A 19,375-nucleotide genomic window follows, 5' to 3' on the forward strand; every position below is an offset into this window, starting at 1 on the left:
TGGACTGTAACCGCGCCCGGCGGGACCGGCCCGGGAGCCCCTGCCCCCCCCCCCCCCCCCCCCCGCGGCGGCCGCTTCCGGGGGTACGACCGCGGCCCGGCCCCTGGGGAGGGGCCGGGCCGCGGTCATGAGGGCGGGCGGGATCAGCTCTCGGGCTGAGCGGCCGCCGCCTTCTTGGTGGTGCGACGGCGCGGGGCCTTCGGGGCCTCGGCCTCGACGGCCTCGGCGACCGGCTCCGCGGCGGCCTTCTTCGTCGTACGGCGACGGGTCGGCGTCTTCGGCTCCGAGGCGTCGGGCGCCTCGGCGGCGACGGCCTTCTTGGCGGCGCGGCGACGGGGAGCCTTGGGGGCCTCCTCGGCGGCCGGAGCCTCGACGGCGGCGGCGGTCTCGGCGACCGGCTCCGCCACGGCCTTCTTGGCGGCGCGGCGACGGGGAGCCTTCTTCGGCTCCTCGACCGGGGCCTCGGCGACCGGGGCCTCGGCGACGGCCGGAGCGGCCTTCACGACGGGAGCCTCGACGACGGCCGGAGCGGCCTTGGTGACCGCGGTCGTGACGATGACCGTCGCGGCCTCGGTGGCCGTGGCCGGCGAACCGGCGGCCTTGCGGACCACACGGCGACGCGCGGGCTTCTTCGGCTCCTCCTCGACGACCGGCACGGGCGCCGGCTCGACGACGGCCTCGACGACCGGGGCGGAGGTCACCGGAGAACCGGCGGCCTTGCGCACCACACGGCGACGGCGCGGCGCGGGAACCTCGGCCGTGACCGCCGGAGCGGCCTCGACGACGGGCTCCACGGTCGCGACAGCGGTCACGACCGGCTCCGCCACCACCGGAGCGGCGACGACGGTCTCGGCGACCGGCTGCGTGACGGCCTTCTTCGCCGTACGGCGACGGGCCGGCGCCTTCGGCTCCTCGACCGGGGCCGGAGCGGTCTCGGCGACCGGGGCGAGCGGCGCGGCACGCAGGGCGGCAGCGGCGGTCTCCACGGTCTGGAACGACACGGTGTCCTCGACCGGGCGCAGTCGCGCACGGCGACGGCGCGGGGCCGGAGCCTGCTCCTGGGCCACGGGGGCCGGGGCGGCGGGCGCGGCCTTCACGGCCTCCGGGCGGGCGGCCGTACGGCCACGGCGGCGGGGAGTCCTCGGCTCGGCGACCGGGGTCTCGACGACCGGAGCGGCGGCCACGGGCGCCGGAGCGGCCTCGGCGACCGGAGCGGGCGCGGCCTGGGCGGCCGGAGCCGCCTGGACGGCCTGGGCCACCGGCGCCGAGCCCGGGGCGCCGACGCGGGTGCGACGGCGGCGGCGCGGGGTACGCGGGCCGGACTCGGCCTGCGCCTCGTCCGTCACCGGCGCGGCCTCGACGGCCGGAGCCGCGACGGGCGCCGACACCGGGGCGTCGACCTCGCCGCCACGGGTACGCCGGCGCTGACGCGGGGTCCGCGTCCGCTCGGGGCGCTCCTCGGTCCGCTCGGCCCGCTCGGTCCGGTCGTTCTTGGGGCCGCGGGCACGGCGTCCGCCGGGCTCGCCCAGGTCCTCCAGCTCCTCCGCGCCCAGACCCGCACGGGTCCGCTCGGCGCGGGGCAGGACGCCCTTGGTGCCCGCCGGGATATCCAGCTCCTCGAAGAGGTGCGGGGACGAGGAGTACGTCTCGACCGGGTCGTGGAAGTCCAGTTCGAGGGCCTTGTTGATGAGCTGCCAGCGCGGGATGTCGTCCCAGTCGACCAGCGTCACCGCCGTGCCCTTGTTGCCCGCGCGGCCGGTGCGGCCCACGCGGTGCAGGAAGGTCTTCTCGTCCTCGGGGGACTGGTAGTTGATGACGTGCGTGACGCCCTCGACGTCGATGCCCCGGGCGGCGACGTCGGTGCAGACGAGCACGTCGACCTTGCCGTTGCGGAAGGCGCGCAGCGCCTGCTCGCGGGCGCCCTGGCCGAGGTCGCCGTGGACGGCGCCGGAGGCGAAGCCGCGGCGCTCCAGCTGCTCGGCGATGTCGGCCGCCGTGCGCTTGGTGCGGCAGAAGATCATCGCGAGCCCGCGGCCGTTGGCCTGCAGGATGCGGGAGACCATCTCCGGCTTGTCCATGTTGTGCGCGCGGTAGACGTGCTGCTTGATGTTGGCGACGGTCGCGCCCTCGCCGTCGGGCGAGGTGGCGCGGATGTGCGTCGGCTGCGACATGTAGCGGCGGGCCAGGCCGATGACCGCGCCCGGCATGGTCGCCGAGAACAGCATGGTCTGACGCTTCGCCGGAAGCATGTTGATGATCTTCTCGACGTCGGGCAGGAAGCCCAGGTCGAGCATCTCGTCGGCCTCGTCCAGGACGAGGACCTTGACGTGGGACAGGTCGAGCTTGCGCTGACCGGCCAGGTCGAGCAGACGGCCGGGGGTGCCGACGATGACGTCGACGCCCTTCTTCAGGGCCTCGACCTGGGGCTCGTACGCCCGGCCGCCGTAGATGGCGAGCACCCGGACGTTGCGCACCTTGCCGGCGGTGAGCAGGTCGTTGGTGACCTGCTGGCACAGCTCGCGGGTGGGGACGACGACGAGCGCCTGCGGGGCGTCGGTCAGCTGCTCGGGCTTCGCCCGGCCGGCCTCGACGTCCATGGGGACGGTGACGCGCTCCAGGATCGGCAGACCGAAACCGAGGGTCTTGCCGGTGCCGGTCTTGGCCTGGCCGATGACGTCGGTGCCGGTCAGGGCGACCGGGAGGGTCATCTCCTGGATGGGGAAGGGGGTGACGATGCCGACGGCCTCAAGGGCTTCGGCCGTCTCGGGAAGGATTCCGAGGTCTCGGAAAGTCGTAGTCAGGGTGCTGCCTCTTCTGTGGACGCGGTGCGAGGCGAACGAAGGGGGTCGTACCGTGCCGGGAACTGCCGGCGCGATCCGGGGGATCGCTGCCGGGTGGCACGGGACCACTGCCGTCGCTCGAGCGTCGTACCGCTGAGGTGACCCTTCCGCGGGTCCGCCGGAAGGGCTGTCGGGCCGGAGCCGATCGGGCCACCGACCGGGCATCCTCATTCATGCGTCGGCCCACCGGATACGTCCGAACGTGCGAAAGCATGTCCGCATACTCAGCAGGCGCCTTATCACTGTACCCCGGAATCGCGCATGTGTGTTGGGAGAAATGGTGATGAGGGCACGGTCACACTGACTGACCAGCGCCTTCCCCCGGTGCCCGAGCGGGCTATTGTGCGCTCCATGGAGACGCCTGACAACGCCACACCCACCGGGATCGCAGCCAAGGACTGGGCGGCGGCTTCCGCCGAGCCGCAGTACCGCGCCGCCGTGATCGACCTCCTCGGAGCCCTCGCCTACGGAGAGCTCGCGGCCTTCGAACGGCTCGCCGAGGACGCCAAGCTGGCGCCGACCCTGGCGGACAAGGCGGAGCTGGCGAAGATGGCCTCCGCCGAGTTCCACCACTTCGAGCGGCTGCGCGACCGCCTCGCCGCCGTCGACGCCGAGCCGACCGCGGCCATGGAGCCCTTCGCCAAGGCGCTCGACGACTTCCACCGCCAGACCGCGCCGTCGGACTGGCTGGAGGGCCTGGTCAAGGCGTACGTCGGCGACTCGATCGCCAGTGACTTCTACCGGGAGGTCGCGGCCCGCCTCGACTCCGACACCCGGGGCCTCGTCGTCTCGGTGCTCGACGACACCGGCCACGGCAACTTCGCCGTCGAGAAGGTCCGCGCCGCGATCGACGCCGACCCGCGCGTCGGCGGCCGGCTCGCGCTCTGGGCGCGCCGTCTCATGGGCGAGGCGCTCTCGCAGGCCCAGCGTGTGGTCGCCGAGCGCGACGCGCTGTCGACCATGCTGGTCGGCGGTGTCGCCGACGGCTTCGACCTGGCCGAGGTCGGCAGGATGTTCTCCCGGATCACCGAGGCCCACACCAAGCGCATGGCCGCGCTGGGTCTGGCCGCCTGAGTCACCCTACGATGACGTTCCCGTGCGAAGGCGTCGCCGTCGTGCGGGAAGGGGGCGTGCGGCGCTGTTCACGCCGCCGCTGATCGCCGCAGCCTGCGCGAGGCCGGCCGGATCAGCAGCGAGAGCAGTACCGCCGCCACCGCCACCGCACCGATCAGGGTGGCGAGGAAGTGGCCGGGGCCGAGGGCTCCGTGGGTGACGAGCGCGCCGAAGACGGCGCCCAGCGTCCCGGTGACGAGGACGATCACCCGGACGGGGAGGCGGTCGGGCAGCCGGTGCACGGCGGCCCAGGCCAGTGCGAAACCGAGCAGGGCGGAGCCGAAGGCTTCCAGGAACACAACGAATCACCTCGCGAGGGGTGCGGGGCGGGTGGTGCGGTCGAGAACCCTCCTACCCCAGGGCTCCGGAACGCAATCCTCCCGTACGCCCTGACGTGGTCATTCGGACATACGAGGGCATGGCGGGGACGCGCGCGCCCGCATGACGAAGGGCCCGGCGGACCGAGACGGTCCGCCGGGCCCTTCACGCAGATCCCGGGCTCAGAGCGCGCCGAAGCCCACGCGGCGCACGGCGGGCTCGCCGAGCTCCACATACGCGATCTTCTCGGCCGGGATGAGGATCTTGCGGCCCTTCTCGTCCGAGAGGCTGAGCAGCTGCGCCTTGCCGGCCAGTGCGTCGGCCACGGCGCGCTCCACCTCCTCGGCGGACTGCCCGCTCTCCAGAACGATCTCCCGGGGTGCGTGCTGCACGCCGATCTTGACCTCCACGGCTATGTCCCTCCGAACGGTCAGCGTTGCGCGAATACCGCGCCGTACGCTGCACACATTAGCCCGGTGAGGGGACGCGTACGGCTCAGCCGGCGCACGCCAGGAGCGAACAGCCCGCGGGAGTGCTCAGTGACCCTCGGCGCTCAGCTGGCCGTCCACCGCGTGCAGCGGGAAGCCGGCGATGCCGCGCCAGGCGAGCGAGGTCAGCAGTCCGACCGCCTTGTCGCGGGGGATCGAGGACCCGCTCGACAGCCAGTAGCGGGCCACGACCTGGGAGACGCCGCCGAGTCCCACGGCGAGCAGCATCGACTCGTCCTTGGAGAGACCGGTGTCCTCGGCGATGACGTCGGAGATCGCCTCGGCGCACTGCAGGCTCACCCGGTCCACGCGCTCGCGCACGGCGGGCTCGTTGGTCAGGTCGGACTCGAAGACGAGCCGGAAGGCGCCGCCCTCGTCCTCGACGTAGGCGAAGTAGGCGTCCATCGTGGCCGCCACACGCAGCTTGTTGTCGGTGGTGGAGGCCAGGGCCGTGCGCACCGCCAGGAGGAGGGACTCGCAGTGCTGGTCGAGCAGGGCCAGGTAGAGCTCCAGCTTCCCGGGGAAGTGCTGGTAGAGCACCGGCTTGCTGACGCCCGCGCGCTCGGCGATGTCGTCCATCGCCGCGGAGTGGTACCCCTGGGCGACGAAGACCTCCTGGGCGGCGCCGAGGAGCTGGTTCCGTCGGGCACGTCGCGGCAGGCGCGTGCCCCGAGGGCGTGCTGCCTCTGTCTGCTCGATGGCGCTCACGCGGCCTCCCAAAAATCGATCCATGCACGCTGTCGCGCGCGTCGCCATCGTACTTTTGGGTAACCCGGCTGTGCGCGCTGCGGACGCAGAATTTCACGGACCGGACGTCCGGGTCGACAGTCGATTCAAGATTAAACCGAACAAATCAGCGGTAGTCGTCCGGTCAGCGGTAGTCGTCCTCGTCCTGGGCGACGACCCGCGCCTGTTCGCTCGAGTCCGCCTCGTTCGCCGAGTCGCGCTCGACATGGGTGAGCGGTTCGTCCTCGCGTTGCTGCAGTTCCGTGTGCTGCTCGGCAGCGTCGGCCTCCGGGATCTCCTGGTCCAGCACGACGTCCTCTTCCTCGGCGAATGTGTCCGGCTCGCTCGGATCGACAGTCATGAGGTTCCTTCCGGAGCTGCGGGTCGCGGTCCTCTCCGATGGCCCTCTCTCCGAGCCTAGGAGCACACGCGGCTCGCCGCACACGCACCTGTGACGGCACCCACACGTCCGCGCGCGTGATCGTCTCGTAATATTGCGGCCATGTCGTCGACCGAGCTGCCGGAAACCCGGACCGCCGCCGCGCCCTCCGCGTCGCGCACCGCGCGCGCCGTACGGGTCGCCGACGGCGAGGAGCTCCGCTCCGTCTCGCTGCCCGGACTCACCCTCACCGTGCGGGCCCGGCCGGGCGTCGAGCCCGGACTGCCGCCCGCGTTGTACGTCCACGGCCTCGGCGGTTCCTCGCAGAACTGGTCCGCCCTGATGCCGCTGCTCGCGGACCTCGTCGACGGCGAGGCGGTCGACCTGCCCGGCTTCGGCGACTCACCGCCGCCCGACGACGGCAACTACTCGGTCTCCGGACACGCGCGCGCCGTCATCCGGCTCCTCGACTCCACGAGTCGCGGACCTGTCCATCTCTTCGGCAACTCGCTGGGCGGCGCCGTCGCCACCCGCGTCGCCGCGGCGCGCCCCGACCTGGTCCGCACCCTCACCCTCGTCTCGCCGGCGCTGCCCGAGCTGCGCGCCCAGCGCACGGCCTGGCCCACGGTGCTGCTCGCGATGCCCGGTGTCGCCTCGGCGTTCGCGAAGCTCACGAAGGACTGGACGCCCGAGCAGCGCGTCCGCGGTGTCCTCTCGCTCTGTTACGGGGACCCCGGCCGGGTCACCGACGAGGGTCTGCTGCACGCCGTGGAGGAGATGGAGCGGCGCCTCGAGCTCCCCTACTTCTGGGACGCCATGGCGCGCTCCTCGCGCGGCATCGTCGACGCGTACACGCTCGGCGGCCAGCACGGACTGTGGCGCCAGGCCGAACGGGTTCTCGCACCGACGCTCCTCGTCTACGGTGGGCGCGACCAGCTCGTCTCGTACCGGATGGCCCGTAAGGCCGCCGCGGCCTTCCGCGGCTCGCGCCTGCTGACCCTTCCCGAGGCGGGGCACGTGGCGATGATGGAGTACCCCGAGACGGTCGCCCAGGCCGCCCGGGACCTGATCGCCGATCACGGCGGGAGCTGATCCGGGGCGTGGGACGACATAGTCGCAAGGGCTCCGCGCCCTCGGTGGCCGACACCGGACAACAGCCGGTGGCCGCACAGGCCCCGCCCGCGGCGGCGGGCACGCAGGCGGGCCGCCCGCCGCAGGGCGGCGGCACGGGACGCCGCCGCAGGACCACGGGCGGCGGGGGCCAGGACCCGGCGGGTACCCCGGCGCACGGGACCCCGATGTACGGGACCCCCGCGCACGGGACCCCGACGCACGGGACCCCGGCGTACGGGACTCCGGCGCACGGCACTCCGATGTACGGGACCTCCGCGCACGGTGTCCCCGTCCACGGCGGCGGGGTCCACGACACCGGGGCGCACGCGGCCCTCGGGACCCCCGCGCACGGCGTCCCCGTCTACGGCGGCTCGGCCGTACGGGGCGGGCATCCGCAGCACGAGGAGGGCTCCGCGCCGAGGTCGTACGCCCCACGGCACGACACCCCCCGCACCGACGGAACCGAACAGGCCGCCCGCCGGGCGCCGTTCATCCCCGGCCCGCGCCGCGAGACCCTCCCCGAGGCCGACGAGCCGGCCGGCAGGGGCGGCCTCGGCCGCACCCTCACCGGGGTCGCGGCCGCCGCCGTCGCCACGGTCCTCGCCGTCGTCGTCACCGGACAGGTCGCCGACCAGGACGAGGCCCAGGGCGCCGCCCACGCCGCCGGACAGCCCGACGAGCGGGCCTCGGACGACACCTCCGCCTCCCGTTCCGACGAGCGGGACACCCCGTCGAGCCCGGCCGCACCGGCCCCGACCCCGCCGCCCCCGACGTACGAGCAGCTGATCGCCCGCCAGTACCCGATCGACCCGAAGCTGAAGGGCTCCGGCAAGTTCGGCGCCGTGCCCGGCTTCCAGAAGGCGCCCGGCAAGGGGAATCTGGTCCGCTACCGGATCGACGTCGAGGAGGGGCTCGGTCTCGACCAGAACCTCTTCGCCACTGCGGTGTTCAAGACCCTCAACGACTCCCGCAGTTGGGCCGGCAAGGGCGAGATGACCTTCGAGCGCATCTCCAGCGGGGAGCCCCAGTTCGTCATCACCCTCGCCAGCCCCGGCACCACCGGCGTCTGGTGTGCGAAGTCAGGGCTCGACACCCTGGCCGAGAACGTGTCCTGCGACTCGGCGCAGACGGACCGCGTGATGATCAACGCGTACCGCTGGGCACAGGGCTCGGAGACCTTCGGGCCCAAGGCGATGTTCGCGTACCGCCAGATGCTCATCAACCACGAGGTCGGACACCGGCTGGGGCACGGCCATGTGAACTGCGGCACTCCCGGCGCGCTCGCGCCCGTGATGCAGCAGCAGACGAAGTCCCTGAGCATCGACGGAATCAAGTGCCGTCCCAACCCCTGGGTGCACCCGGGGAGTTGAGATCCGCCCCATTCTCCGATCGCGCCGCCTTCGAGCTGGCGCTCATCGGCGTGGCCGGGCACTCCGTCGCCGACGTTCTCTGTGGCTGACTCCCGCCCGGGCCTCGTGGCCCGGGCGGGCCCCCAGCCCGAGCGCCCGTCGGCCGTCGCCCTGTCCGTAATGCCGGCGACTCTCCGCGCCCGGGTGTTCCTCTCCCGCAGGCGCGGCTCCCTCTTCTGATCTCCTGTGCCCGGCCATTCCCCTCGGATGCCGCCGCTCGCCGCTGCCTGCGCGGAGTTCCCTTTCGTCACCCGTCACGCGCTGCGCGGCGCCGTCCCGCCCGTCATCGCGGTCAGCGCCGTCGACCTAGGCTCGAAGTGCAGGACCTCACCGTCGAGTCCACGCGCTCCGCGGACGCCGACCGGGCCGTCGACGGGCTCTCCTTCACCCTCGGCGAAGGACGTGCCCTCGCCCTCGTCGGCGAGTCCGGCAGCGGCAAGTCCACCGCCGCCGGCGCCCTCCTCGGCCTCCACCGGGGGCACGGGCGCGCGGGTCGGCGGGACCGTACGGGTCGGCGGCATCGACGTCGGCACGGCGGGCCCCGGCGAGCTGCGGAGGCTCCGCGGCGGGGTCGCCGCCATGGTCTTCCAGGACCCGCTGTCCGCGCTCGACCCCTACCACGCCGTCGGCGACCAGATCGCCGAGGTGTACCGCGTCCACGCCGGCGGCTGGACGGCGGGCCGCCCGCGCCCGTGCCGTCGAGGTCCTCGGCCGGGTCGGCATCCCCGACGCGGCCCGCCGTTCCCGCTCCCGCCCGCGCGAGTTCAGCGGCGGCACGCGGCAGCGCGCCCTGATCGCGATGGCCCTCGCCTGCGAGCCCCGGCTCCTCGTCGCCGACGAGCCGACCACCGCCCTCGACGTCACCGTGCAGGCCCAGATGCTCGACCTGCTGCACGAGCCGCGGCGACGGGGAGCGAGGGCGGTGACCGCCGTCGAAGGCGCCCCGCTCACCCTCCACGCGGGCGAGACCCACGACCTCGCCGTCGTCCGGCAGGTCAGCGACCGGGTCGCCGTCATGCGCGCGGGCCGGATCGTCGAGCAGGGCACGGTCGCCGAGGTGTACGGCGCGCCGCGGGACCCGTACACCCGGCAGCTCCTCGCCGCCGTCCCCTCGCTCGACCCGGTCCGCGCGACGGAACGCCGGGAACTGCGCCGCGCAGGGCGCCAGGAGCTGGCCGTCGCCTGACCCTCCGTGACCGCTCTGGCGCGTACCGCGACAGAACGCTACCGGGGTGGGAAAGTTACGTGCATTCACCCCTTCTGGTGGTGCGACGGACAACCGTCCGCCGCACCACCGGTATCTCCGCTTACGTTCTTCCCGCTGCGAGTCGCCGGACCAACGGTGGCCGTCGTCAAGGGAGATCGGGGGTGCACTCATGCGGATCGGACTGCTGACGGAGGGTGGCTACCCGTACGCCACCGGTGAGTCCGGACTCTGGTGCGAGCGGCTCGTACGGGGACTCGGACAGCACCAGTTCGACCTGTACGCCCTCACCGGGACCGGCACCCCGCGACCGCTCCCCCCGAACGCCCGCCTCGCCCGCACCGCCGACCACGGCGGCCCCGACTGCGGCCCGGCGGGCCGGAACCTTCTTGAACGGACCGCCTTCGGCGAGCGCCGCGCCGCCCGCCGCGCCTACGGCCGCCGCGAGCGCCGACGGTTCGTCGAGGCCTTCCACCGACTCGCGGTGGGGGTGTGCGGGGAGCACCCGGCCGGGCCGGGGGAGACGGGGAACGAGGCCGGGAGCGCCTTCGCCGAAGGGCTCTACGCGCTCGCCGAACTCGCCCGCGAGCGCGGCGGACTCCCCGGCGCGCTCCGCTCCGACGACGCCGTCCGCACCCTCGAATCCGCCTGCCGAGCGCCCGGCGCACGCCGGGGTGCGGCCGCCGCGGGACTCCCCGACCACCTCGCCTTCGTCGAGCACCTCGCGCGCACCCTGCGCCCCCTCTCCCTCGACTGGTACACGGAGGACGCGCTCGGCGCGGCCGACCTCTGCCACGCCGCCGCGGGCGGCACCACCGCCCTCCCCGGCCTGCTGGCCAAACGCTTCTTCGGGACCCCGCTGCTCGTCACCGAGTACGGCGTCCAGCTCCGCTCCCACTACCTCTCGACGGCCGGCACCGACCGCTCCGCCCCCCTGCGCACCCTGCTCGCCGCCCTCCACGGCCGGCTCGCCGCCGAGGTCTACGGGCAGGCCGCCCTCCTCACCCCCGGCAACGCCCACGCCCGCCGCTGGCAGGAGAAGTGCGGCGCCGACCGCGCCCGGCTCCGCACGGTCCACCCCGGCATGGCCGCCGACCGCTTCGCCGAGGTGGGCGAGGACGAGGAGAGCGGCGACCCCGCCACCCTCGTCTGGGTCGGCCGGGCCGAACCCGCCAAGGACCTCATCGCCCTGCTGCACGCCTTCGCCGAGATCCGCGCCCGGCAGCCCGACGCCCGGCTGAGGATCGTCGCCGTCCCGGTACGGGACCCCGGCTCCGGCGCCTACCTCGCCCACATCAAGGGGCTCGCCGCGCAGCTCTTCCCCGACGAGGCCGCCGGCGCGCACGCCGTCGGCGAGAACCCGGTCACCTTCGAGGAGCTCGGCGGCCCCGAGGCACCCACCCTGGAGGACACCTACGCCTCCGGCGCGGTCGTCGTCCTGTCCAGCGTCGTCGAAGGCTTCCCCACGAGCCTCGTCGAGGCGATGTTCTGCGCGCGGGCCACCGTCTCGACCGACGTCGGCGCGGTCGTCGAGATCATCGGCGGCACCGGGCTCGTCGTCCCCCCGCGCAACCCGAGGGCGCTCGCCGACGCCTGTCTCGCGCTGCTCCGCGAGCCCGAGCGCCGCCACCGCCTGGGCGCCGCGGCCCGCGCCCGCGCGCTCGAACTCTTCACCGTCGAACAGAACCTCGCCGCGTTCCGCGGCATCTACCTGGAACTCCTCTCCCACGCGCCGGTGCGCCACCGCCCCGGGGACGGCGTGCCCTTCGCCCACCCCGCCGAGGCGCACGTGCCGGGCAGCTGGGCGCACAAGGCCGTGGCCGCCGGGACAGGAGCCCCCGATGCCTGAAGGAGACACCCCCATGCGCGGCTCCGCCGCCCCGACGAGCCCCGGAGCCTGGGACGCCCGCTCCGAGGCCCTCCTCGGCGCCCCCGCACCGACCCCGCTGACCCCTCGCGCCGGTGGCGCCCTCGACCCGCACACCCCCGAGGGGCACGCCGACACCCCGCCGTCCGGGATAGCCCCGGCCCCGGGGGAGCCGGCGACGCCCCGGTGGGAGGACGGCGCGCCGACCGTCGCCCCGGCGGCGGAGGGCACACCCCGGCCGACCACGCCGACCACGCCGCCCGCCCCGTCGGGCCCGCTCGTCGTGCCCGACACCCCGGACACGACCGGTTCCGGCGAGCCGTCCGCCCCCGTCCCCGCGACGCACGCCCCGGCAGGTGTCCCCGCCCCCGCCGGAACTCCCGCCGGCCGCCCCCGGCGCGGCACCGCCGACCCCGTCAAGGTCCTCATGCACCGGCACCGGGAACTCTGCGCCCGGGCCGTCGACCCGCTGGAGATCGCCGCCGGGCTCGAAGCACAGGGCTTCACCGACCGGACCGCCGCACGCTTCCGGCACCGGGACGTGTTCTCGCTGGCCGAGGAGCTCTACGCGCGCGTGCCCCGCGGCGGCGAGACCCCCGCACCCGCCGCGCCCCCGCGCACGGACACCGACCCCTGGGCACTCGCCGTCCTCACCCCCGGCGCCGCCGCCGCGCTCACCGGCATCGGACTGGCCGTCACCCACGGGCCCGTACGCCTCGCCCTCGGCGCGACCGGAGCCCTGCTGCTCACCGCCGCACTCCTCCTCGCCGTCCGGCGCGGCCCCTTCCGCGCCCCCGACGGCGGCACCGTGCCCGCCGCCCGGCTCTGGACCGTCTGGCTCGTGGCGTACGCGGTGTGCGGCGACGGACTCCTCACCCAGGTGCTCAGCGGAGGCCCCGACGGTCCCTGGGACCTGACCCCCGGACCGGTCCTCGCCCTCGCCCTCGCCGTCGCCCCCGCCGCCTGGTGCGCCCGGCTCTTCGCCCACCGCGCCCGCCGCCGGATCGCCGACAGCCGGGGCCTCGCCGACTTCGCCGCCGGCACCCGCCCGCTGCTCCTCGGCACCGTGACCCTCCAACTCCTCGCCCTCACCCTGCTGCTCGCGCTCACCGGGTTCAGCCCCGGGGCCCTGGCCCTCGGCGCGCTCCTGCTGCTCGCCCGGCTCCTCACCGTCCACGGCTTCCCCGAGACGGCCGCGGCCGCCCTCGCCGCCGCCAGCGCCGCCGAGGCGCTCGCCCTCACGAGCGTCCTCGCCGCCCGCGTCCCCCTTCCCGGCTTCGACGCGCTCGCCGCCCCCGTGCGGACCGTCGTCGACACCTGGGGTCCGGGGGCCGTACCCACCCTCGTCTGCGGCGCCGCCGCGCTCGGCCTGCTGGCCCACGCGACCGGCTCCCTAGCCCGGGCCTCGGCCCACGCCACCCCGTGAGAACCCGCCACCACCCCCGTCGGAGGCCGGGCGGCCACCGCGCTCCCCACCCCGCCCAGCCTGCCGTCAGGAAACCCTTTCGCACCCGCGGAGCCGACGCCGCGGGCGCGCCCCGTCACCTCTCTCATCACCTCGCAAGGAGACCGAAGACCATGACCCCGCAACCCCAAGGAACGGCCGGTCGGCACGAAGGGGCCGCACGATGAGGGTGCTACTGCTCGGAGCCAACGGCTTCATCGGCCGCTTCGTCGCCGACCGGCTCCTCGCCGACCCGGCGGTCCACCTCACCGCGCTCGGCAGGGGCGACGACGCCGACGTGCGTTTCGACCTCGCCTCCGGCAGCCCCGGCGCGCTGACCCGGTTCCTCGACGCCGTCCATCCCGGGGTCGTCGTCAACTGCGCCGGCGCCACCCGCGGCGGCGCCCGCGACCTGACCCGGCACAACACCGTCGCCGTCGCCACCGTCTGCGAGGCCCTGCGCCGCAGCGGCTGCGGCGCCCGCCTCGTCCAGGTCGGCTGCGCCTCGGAGTACGGGCCGAGCCAGCCCGGCTCCTCCACCGCCGAGGACGCCGTACCCCGCCCCGGCGGCCCGTACGGAGTGTCGAAGCTGGCGGCGACCGAACTCGTCCTCGGCTCGGGCCTCGACGCCGTGGTCCTCCGCGTCTTCTCGCCCGTCGGCCCCGGCACCCCCGCCGGCTCGCCGCTCGGACGCCTCGCCGAGGCGATGCGCCGGGCCATGCAGGCCGGCGACGGCGAGCTCAAGCTCAGCGGCCTCGGCGTGCAGCGGGACTTCGTGGACGTCCGGGACGTGGCCCGGGCCGTGCACGCGGCCTCGCTCTCCGCCGCCCAGGGCGTCGTCAACATCGGCACGGGCCGCGCGGTCCGGCTCCGGGACGCCGCCGCCGTCCTCGCCAGGGTCGCCGGCTACTCCGGCAACCTGCACGAGCTGGACGCCCCGCACGGCATCCCGCAGCGCCCGATGATCGGCTCCCCCCGCACCGAGGGGACCATCGCCGACCAGCTGGCCGCCGCCCCCTACCCGTATCCCGACGGCTGCGGCCCCTGGCAGCAGGCCGACGTCCGGACCGCCCGCGACCGGCTCGGCTGGCGGCCCCGGATCAATCTGGAGGAGTCGCTCGCCGACATCTGGATGGAGGCGGCGTGTCGCATCTGACGGCGACCACGGGGGCGGTGAAGGAGGCCCTGGGGGTGGGCGTGCCCGGCTACGCCCACCCGCTGCTCGCCCCCGTCGAGTGGGGCGAGCTGACCCGCCCCGGAACCCCGCTGCACTGGGCGGTGCTCAATGTGGCGGAGGGCCCGGGCAGCCGTCCGGACCCGCACTGCCTGGAGGCGGCGGGGAAGCTCCGTAACGCCGGGGTGCGGGTCCTCGGGCATCTGGACGCCGCGTACGGTTCCCGGCCGTTCGGGGAGCTGGTCTCGGACGCCCACCGCTTCGTCGACTGGTACAAGGTCGACGGCTACTACCTGGACCGCTGCCCCGCGGACCGGGCGGACCTGGCCGGGGTGCGGCGGGTCACCGCCACCCTGGAGGCGGTCCTCGGCGGCGAGGCCCACCTCGTCCTCGGCCACGGCACCCATCCCCATCCGGGATACGCAGAGACCGCCGACCAGCTGGTGACCTTCTCGGGTGCCTGGGCGGACTACCGCTGGTCGCAGGTGGCCGAGTGGACGGCCGAGTACACGGAAGCGAAGTTCGTCCATCTCGTGCACGGCGTCCCCCGCACCCACCTGGACGAGGCCCTGCGGATCGCCCGCTGGCAGGGGGCCGGGACGATCTTCTTCACCGACCGCGCGGGGGGCCCGGGACAAAGCGCGCCATTCCACTCGCTGCCCGGCTACTGGGACGAAATCGTCTCGCGGATCGGACCGGGTGTCTCGGAATGAGAAGGGGCGTGGCAGTGTTACGGGGAGAAGAACCGTACTGACATACCGACAACCGGAGTCCCCGTGTCGCTGCCACCCCTGGTCGAGCCGGCTGCCGAGCTCACCGTAGACGAGGTCCGCAGGTACTCCCGCCACCTGATCATCCCGGACGTCGGGATGGACGGGCAGAAGCGGCTGAAGAACGCCAAGGTGCTGTGTGTCGGCGCCGGCGGTCTCGGCTCGCCGGCGCTGATGTACCTGGCCGCCGCCGGCGTGGGCACGCTCGGCATCGTGGAGTTCGACGAGGTCGACGAGTCGAACCTCCAGCGCCAGATCATCCACAGCCAGGCCGACATCGGCCGCTCCAAGGCCGCGTCGGCACGCGACAGCGTGCTCGGCATCAACCCGTACGTGAACGTGATCCTCCACGAAGAACGGCTCGAGGCCGAGAACGTGATGGACATCTTCAGCCAGTACGACCTGATCGTCGACGGCACCGACAACTTCGCCACGCGCTACCTCGTCAACGACGCGGCCGTGCTGTTGAACAAGCCGTACGTCTGGGGCTCGATCTACCGGTTCGACGGCCAGGCGTCCGTCTTCTGGTCCGAGCACGGCCCCTGCTACCGCTGCCTCTACCCGGAGCCCCCGCCGCCGGGCATGGTCCCGTCCTGCGCCGAGGGCGGCGTCCTGGGCGTGCTGTGCGCGTCCATCGGCTCCATCCAGGTCACCGAGGCCATCAAGCTCCTCGCCGGCGTGGGAGACCCGCTGGTCGGCCGCCTGATGATCTACGACGCCCTGGAGATGCAGTACCGCCAGGTGAAGGTCCGCAAGGACCCGAACTGCGCGGTCTGCGGCGAGAACCCGACCGTCACCGAGCTCATCGACTACGAGGCCTTCTGCGGCGTCGTGTCCGAGGAGGCCCAGGAGGCGGCGCTCGGCTCCACGATCACTCCCAAGCAGCTCAAGGAGTGGATCGACGAAGGCGAGAACATCGACATCATCGACGTCCGCGAGCCGAACGAGTACGAGATCGTCTCGATCCCGGGCGCGCGTCTGATCCCGAAGAACGAGTTCCTGATGGGCACCGCCCTCCAGGACCTCCCGCAGGACAAGCGCATCGTCCTGCACTGCAAGACCGGTGTCCGCAGCGCGGAGGTCCTCGCCGTGCTGAAGTCCGCGGGCTTCGCCGACGCGGTGCACGTCGGCGGCGGCGTCATCGGCTGGGTCCACCAGATCGAGCCCGAGAAGCCGGTCTACTAGTCGGCCGAACGGAAGGGGCCCGGATCTCGACACGAGATCCGGGCCCCCTCTCATGCCCCGCTCGGCGTCACGCCCGGCCGCGAGCCGTCCCGCTGGAGCAGGTAGTGCCGTACGCGGGGACCTTGCCGTCCAGGAGGTACGCGTCGATCGTCGCCGTCGCGCACGACGACGTGCCGTACGCGCCGTGTCCCTCGCCCTCGTTGGCGACGAGGACGCCGACACCCGCGCCGAGTTCCTTCGCCATCTTCTCCGCGCCCTCGTACGGGGTCGCCGGGTCGCCCGTCGTGCCGACGACGAGGACCGGGGCCGAGCCCGGGGCGCTCGCCTCGGGGTTCGCCCGCTCGCCCTTCACCGGCCACTCGGCGCACCAGCCGGCCGTGTCCCAGGCGAGGAACTCGCCGAACACGGGGGACAGCCGCCGGAACGCGGGGATCAGCGCCTTCGCCTCCGCCGCGGTCGGGCGGGCGCTGGAGTCGGCGCAGGAGATCGCCCGCTGCGCGTGCGACTGGGTGGCGTAGTGGCCGTTCGCGTCACGGTCGTTGTAGTGGTCGGCGAGTTCGAGCAGGGCGCCGCCGCGGCCCTTCTCGGCCTCCGCGAGGGCCGCCGTCAGGAGGGGCCAGTTGGCCTGGCCGTACAGCGTCACCGCGATGCCCGTGAGCGCCAGGCCCTCGGTGAGCTTCCGCTCGCCGACGGTCAGCGGGGCCCGGTCGAGCTTCCGCAGCAGGCGTGCGATCCGCTCGGTGCCGTCCTCGGGGTCCTGGCCGGTGCTCTTCAGGTAGTTGCCCAGGGCCCGTTGGAAGCCGATCGTCTGGTGGCGGGCGTGCGCCACGGTGTCGGCCGTCGGGTCGACGACCGCGTCGAGGACGAGCCGGCCCACGTTCTTCGGGAAGAGGTGCGCGTACGTGCCGCCGAGCTGTGTCCCGTACGAGATGCCGAAGTAGTGGAGCCTGTCGTCGCCGAGGACCCGCCGGATCAGGTCCAGGTCGCGGGCGGTCGCGGTGGTCGTGGTGTACGGGAGGACCGTGGCGGAGCGGCGGGCGCAGCCGGCGGCGAAGGCGGCGTTGTCCCGGAGGAACGCGGCCTCCTCGGCGGCCGAGTCCGGGGTGAGGTCCACGGTGGCCTCGGCGGCGGCCTGTTCGGCGTCGGTCCGGCAGACGACTCCGGAGCTGCGGCCGGTCCCGCGCGGGTCGAAGCCCACCAGGTCGTAGCGCTCGGCGAGCGTCCCGTAGTCCTCCTCGACCTGCGGCAGGATGTCGACGCCGGAGGCGCCGGGGCCGCCGAAGTTGAAGAGCAGGAAGCCGATCCGGTCGGCCTCGCGGTCGGCCTTCCTGCGGATCAGGGCGATCGGGATGGTCGCGCCCTCGGGCTTCGCGTGGTCGAGCGGCACCTTCACGGTGGCGCAGCGCCAGTTCTCGCCGGGCTTCGCCCCGTCGGGCCCGGGTGCCGGGCAGGACCGCCAGTCGGGGCGCTGGCCGGTGAGGGCCGCGGGGAGCGGGGGAGTGGCGGCGGTGGCCGAGGGGGCGGCGGTGGCCGGGGGCTTGGCGTCGGCCGTGGTCGTCCTCGGGCCCGGGGCGACGGGGGGCGCTCCGCCGCCGCTCGTGCAGCCCGCGACCAGCAGGCCGGTGACGGCAAGGACCGCCACCCGTACGCGTATGGACATGTGTTCCCCCCAGGAGCCCTACAGGGCGGCCCATCCTAGGTCCTGTCCTCCCGCTCCCGTCGCCGCCCGGAGGGCGGCCCCGCGGCTACTTGCAGACGGTGCCGGAGGCCGGGACCTTGCCGTCCAGGAGGTAGGCGTCGACCGCCTTCTTCACGCACGCGTCGCCGCTGTTGTAGGAACCGTGGCCCTCGCCCTCGTACGTCAGCTCCACGCCGACCCCGTCACCGAGCGCCTCCACCATCGACCGGGCGCCCTCGTACGGGGTGGCCGGGTCGCCGGTGTTGCCGACGACCAGGATCGGCGCCGCGCCCGGCGCGGAGACGTCCGGGTGCTCCCAGGTCCCGGGCACCGGCCACTGCGAGCAGCTGGAGAGGCCCCAGCCCATGAAATCGCCGAAGACGGGGGAGGCCTCGCGGAACCGGCCGAGCCGCTCCTTGGCCTGGCCGAGGGTGTAGCGCTCCTTGAAGTCGACGCAGTTGATGGCGGCGTTGGCGGCCTGGATGTTGCTGTAGGAGCCGTTCTGGCCGCGCCCGTTCATCGAGTCCGAGAGGGTGAGGAGCAGCGCCCCGTCGCCGCCCTCGGCGTCGGAGAGGCCCTGCTCCAGATAGGTCCAGAACTCCTTGGAGTAGAGGGCCTGCGCGATGCCGTTGGTGGCCTGCGTCTGGGTGAGCTTGCGTTCGCCGATGCCGGGGATCGGCTCCTTGTCGAGGGAGGCGAGGAGGTCGGTCACGAAGGTCTCGATCTCGGCGGCGGTCGAGCCGGGCAGGGTGCACGCGTCGCCGCGGTCCACGCAGTCCTGGGCGAAGTTGTCCAGGGCGAGCTGGAAGCCCTTCGCCTGGCCGAGCGCTCCGTCCTCGACGCCCGCGTCCGGGTCGACGACCGCGTCGAAGACGGCCCGGCCGACGTTCTTCGGGAAGAGGTGCGCGTAGACGCCGCCGAGTTCGGTGCCGTACGAGATGCCGAAGTAGTGCAGCTGGTCGTCGCCGAGGACCTGGCGCATCAGATCCATGTCCCGGGCGGCGTTCTCGGTGCCGACGTGCGGCAGGGCCGGTCCCGCGTCCCGGTCGCAGCCGGCCGCGTACCTCTTCTGCGCCTCGGAGAGCGTCCGCTCCTCGGCCTCGTCATCGGGGGTGAAGTCGAGGGCGTAGTAGGCGTCGAGCTCCTTGTCGGTGAGGCACTCCACCGGGTCGCTGCGGCCCACCCCGCGCGGGTCGAAGGAGACCAGGTCGTAGCGGCTGCGCAGGGACTCGTAGTCGTTGGCGAAGCCGGGCAGCGCGGTGACCCCCGAGCCGCCCGGCCCGCCGAAGTTGAAGACGAGCGAACCGATCCGCCGGTCCTGGTCCCGGGCCCGGGCCCGGATCAGCGCGAGCTCGATGGTCTCGCCCTCCGGCACCGACCAGTCGAGCGGGGCCTGGAGGAAGGAGCACTCCCAGGTGGCGCCCCCGGGCAGCGGGGAGGGCGCCGGCCCGCCGCCCTCCGCGGCGGACGGTGCCGGGCACGGGGCCCAGGACAGTTTCTGCGCCGCCAGCGCCGAGATCCCGGCCGTGCCGCTCGGCTTCGTCGCGTCCGCCGTGTCGGCGCCGTCCGAGTCCGAGCAGCCGGCGGCGAGCAGCACGGTGGAGGCGGTGAGCAGAGCGGCGCGCTGCGCGGCGGAGATCGGCATAGGCCCATGGTGTGCCGGGGCT

At 74.1% G+C, this 19,375-nt stretch carries 16 protein-coding genes and 1 pseudogene; 10 read left to right on the forward strand and 7 right to left on the reverse strand.

What is annotated here, in order from left to right; genetic code table 11:
* Window positions 1-143: 143 nt before the first annotated feature.
* The gene (locus tag OG392_RS24025; protein ID WP_329282758.1) at window positions 144-2,708 is read right to left on the reverse strand and encodes a DEAD/DEAH box helicase; all 2,565 of its coding nucleotides are present in this window, start codon (window positions 2,706-2,708) and stop codon (window positions 144-146) included.
* Window positions 2,709-3,191: 483 nt separating this feature from the next.
* On the opposite strand from OG392_RS24025, the gene OG392_RS24030 reads away from it, so the two are divergent.
* Window positions 3,192-3,914 carry a ferritin-like fold-containing protein gene (locus tag OG392_RS24030; protein WP_329282759.1) on the forward strand — a complete coding sequence of 241 codons (723 nt, stop codon included), beginning with the start codon at window positions 3,192-3,194 and terminating at the stop codon, window positions 3,912-3,914.
* Between the two features lie 68 nt (window positions 3,915-3,982).
* Here OG392_RS24030 and OG392_RS24035 read toward each other — a convergent pair whose 3' ends face one another.
* The 4 genes from OG392_RS24035 to OG392_RS24050 all read right to left on the reverse strand — a co-directional run bounded on the left by OG392_RS24035 (window position 3,983) and on the right by OG392_RS24050 (window position 5,846).
* Complete coding sequence (locus OG392_RS24035) at window positions 3,983-4,252, reverse strand: hypothetical protein (protein WP_329282762.1); 270 nt, start codon at window positions 4,250-4,252, stop codon at window positions 3,983-3,985.
* A gap of 201 nt (window positions 4,253-4,453) precedes the next feature.
* On the reverse strand, window positions 4,454-4,681 hold the full coding sequence (locus OG392_RS24040; RefSeq protein ID WP_030207540.1) for a DUF3107 domain-containing protein: 228 nt from the start codon (window positions 4,679-4,681) through the stop codon (window positions 4,454-4,456).
* A gap of 126 nt (window positions 4,682-4,807) precedes the next feature.
* The gene (locus OG392_RS24045; protein WP_329282764.1) at window positions 4,808-5,467 is read right to left on the reverse strand and encodes a TetR/AcrR family transcriptional regulator; all 660 of its coding nucleotides are present in this window, start codon (window positions 5,465-5,467) and stop codon (window positions 4,808-4,810) included.
* Window positions 5,468-5,630: 163 nt separating this feature from the next.
* Window positions 5,631-5,846, reverse strand: a complete 216-nt coding sequence (locus OG392_RS24050) for a hypothetical protein (RefSeq protein ID WP_329282766.1) — start codon at window positions 5,844-5,846, stop codon at window positions 5,631-5,633.
* A 141-nt stretch (window positions 5,847-5,987) separates the two neighbouring features.
* On the opposite strand from OG392_RS24050, the gene OG392_RS24055 reads away from it, so the two are divergent.
* From OG392_RS24055 to moeZ, 9 genes and pseudogenes are all read left to right on the forward strand, one after another.
* Window positions 5,988-6,956, forward strand: a complete 969-nt coding sequence (locus OG392_RS24055; RefSeq protein ID WP_329282768.1) for an alpha/beta fold hydrolase — start codon at window positions 5,988-5,990, stop codon at window positions 6,954-6,956.
* Window positions 6,957-6,964: 8 nt separating this feature from the next.
* Window positions 6,965-8,347 carry a DUF3152 domain-containing protein gene (locus OG392_RS24060; RefSeq protein ID WP_329282770.1) on the forward strand — a complete coding sequence of 461 codons (1,383 nt, stop codon included), beginning with the start codon at window positions 6,965-6,967 and terminating at the stop codon, window positions 8,345-8,347.
* Entirely contained in the window at window positions 8,344-8,436 is a 93-nt protein-coding gene (locus OG392_RS37555; protein ID WP_443054857.1) for an Ms4533A family Cys-rich leader peptide, read from the forward strand. The genes OG392_RS24060 and OG392_RS37555 overlap by 4 nt, the downstream gene beginning before the upstream one ends.
* Before the next feature lie 267 nt (window positions 8,437-8,703).
* Window positions 8,704-9,515, forward strand: a pseudogene (locus OG392_RS24065) (ABC transporter ATP-binding protein); the annotation flags it as partial.
* A gap of 247 nt (window positions 9,516-9,762) precedes the next feature.
* Complete coding sequence (locus OG392_RS24070) at window positions 9,763-11,439, forward strand: glycosyltransferase (protein ID WP_329282772.1); 1,677 nt, start codon at window positions 9,763-9,765, stop codon at window positions 11,437-11,439.
* Window positions 11,432-12,883, forward strand: coding sequence for a hypothetical protein (locus OG392_RS24075; RefSeq protein ID WP_329282774.1), 1,452 nt, complete (start codon window positions 11,432-11,434; stop codon window positions 12,881-12,883). The genes OG392_RS24070 and OG392_RS24075 overlap by 8 nt, the downstream gene beginning before the upstream one ends.
* Window positions 12,884-13,085: 202 nt before the next feature.
* Window positions 13,086-14,057 (forward strand): NAD-dependent epimerase/dehydratase family protein, encoded by a 972-nt coding sequence (locus OG392_RS24080; protein ID WP_329282776.1) that lies wholly within the window; start codon window positions 13,086-13,088, stop codon window positions 14,055-14,057.
* Complete coding sequence (locus tag OG392_RS24085; RefSeq protein WP_319309981.1) at window positions 14,045-14,788, forward strand: spherulation-specific family 4 protein; 744 nt, start codon at window positions 14,045-14,047, stop codon at window positions 14,786-14,788. The genes OG392_RS24080 and OG392_RS24085 overlap by 13 nt, the downstream gene beginning before the upstream one ends.
* A gap of 63 nt (window positions 14,789-14,851) precedes the next feature.
* Window positions 14,852-16,030, forward strand: coding sequence for an adenylyltransferase/sulfurtransferase MoeZ (gene moeZ, locus OG392_RS24090; RefSeq protein ID WP_189835720.1), 1,179 nt, complete (start codon window positions 14,852-14,854; stop codon window positions 16,028-16,030).
* 67 nt (window positions 16,031-16,097) lie between these two features.
* On the opposite strand, the gene OG392_RS24095 is transcribed toward moeZ, so the two are convergent.
* A complete protein-coding gene (locus tag OG392_RS24095; protein ID WP_329282779.1) occupies window positions 16,098-17,690 on the reverse strand; it encodes an alpha/beta hydrolase in 1,593 nt (530 codons plus the stop codon).
* An 85-nt stretch (window positions 17,691-17,775) separates the two neighbouring features.
* A complete protein-coding gene (locus OG392_RS24100; protein WP_329282780.1) occupies window positions 17,776-19,353 on the reverse strand; it encodes an alpha/beta hydrolase in 1,578 nt (525 codons plus the stop codon).
* Window positions 19,354-19,375: the final 22 nt, after the last annotated feature.

The organism is Streptomyces sp. NBC_00691, assembly GCF_036226665.1.
Taxonomy (GTDB): Bacteria; Actinomycetota; Actinomycetes; order Streptomycetales; family Streptomycetaceae; genus Streptomyces.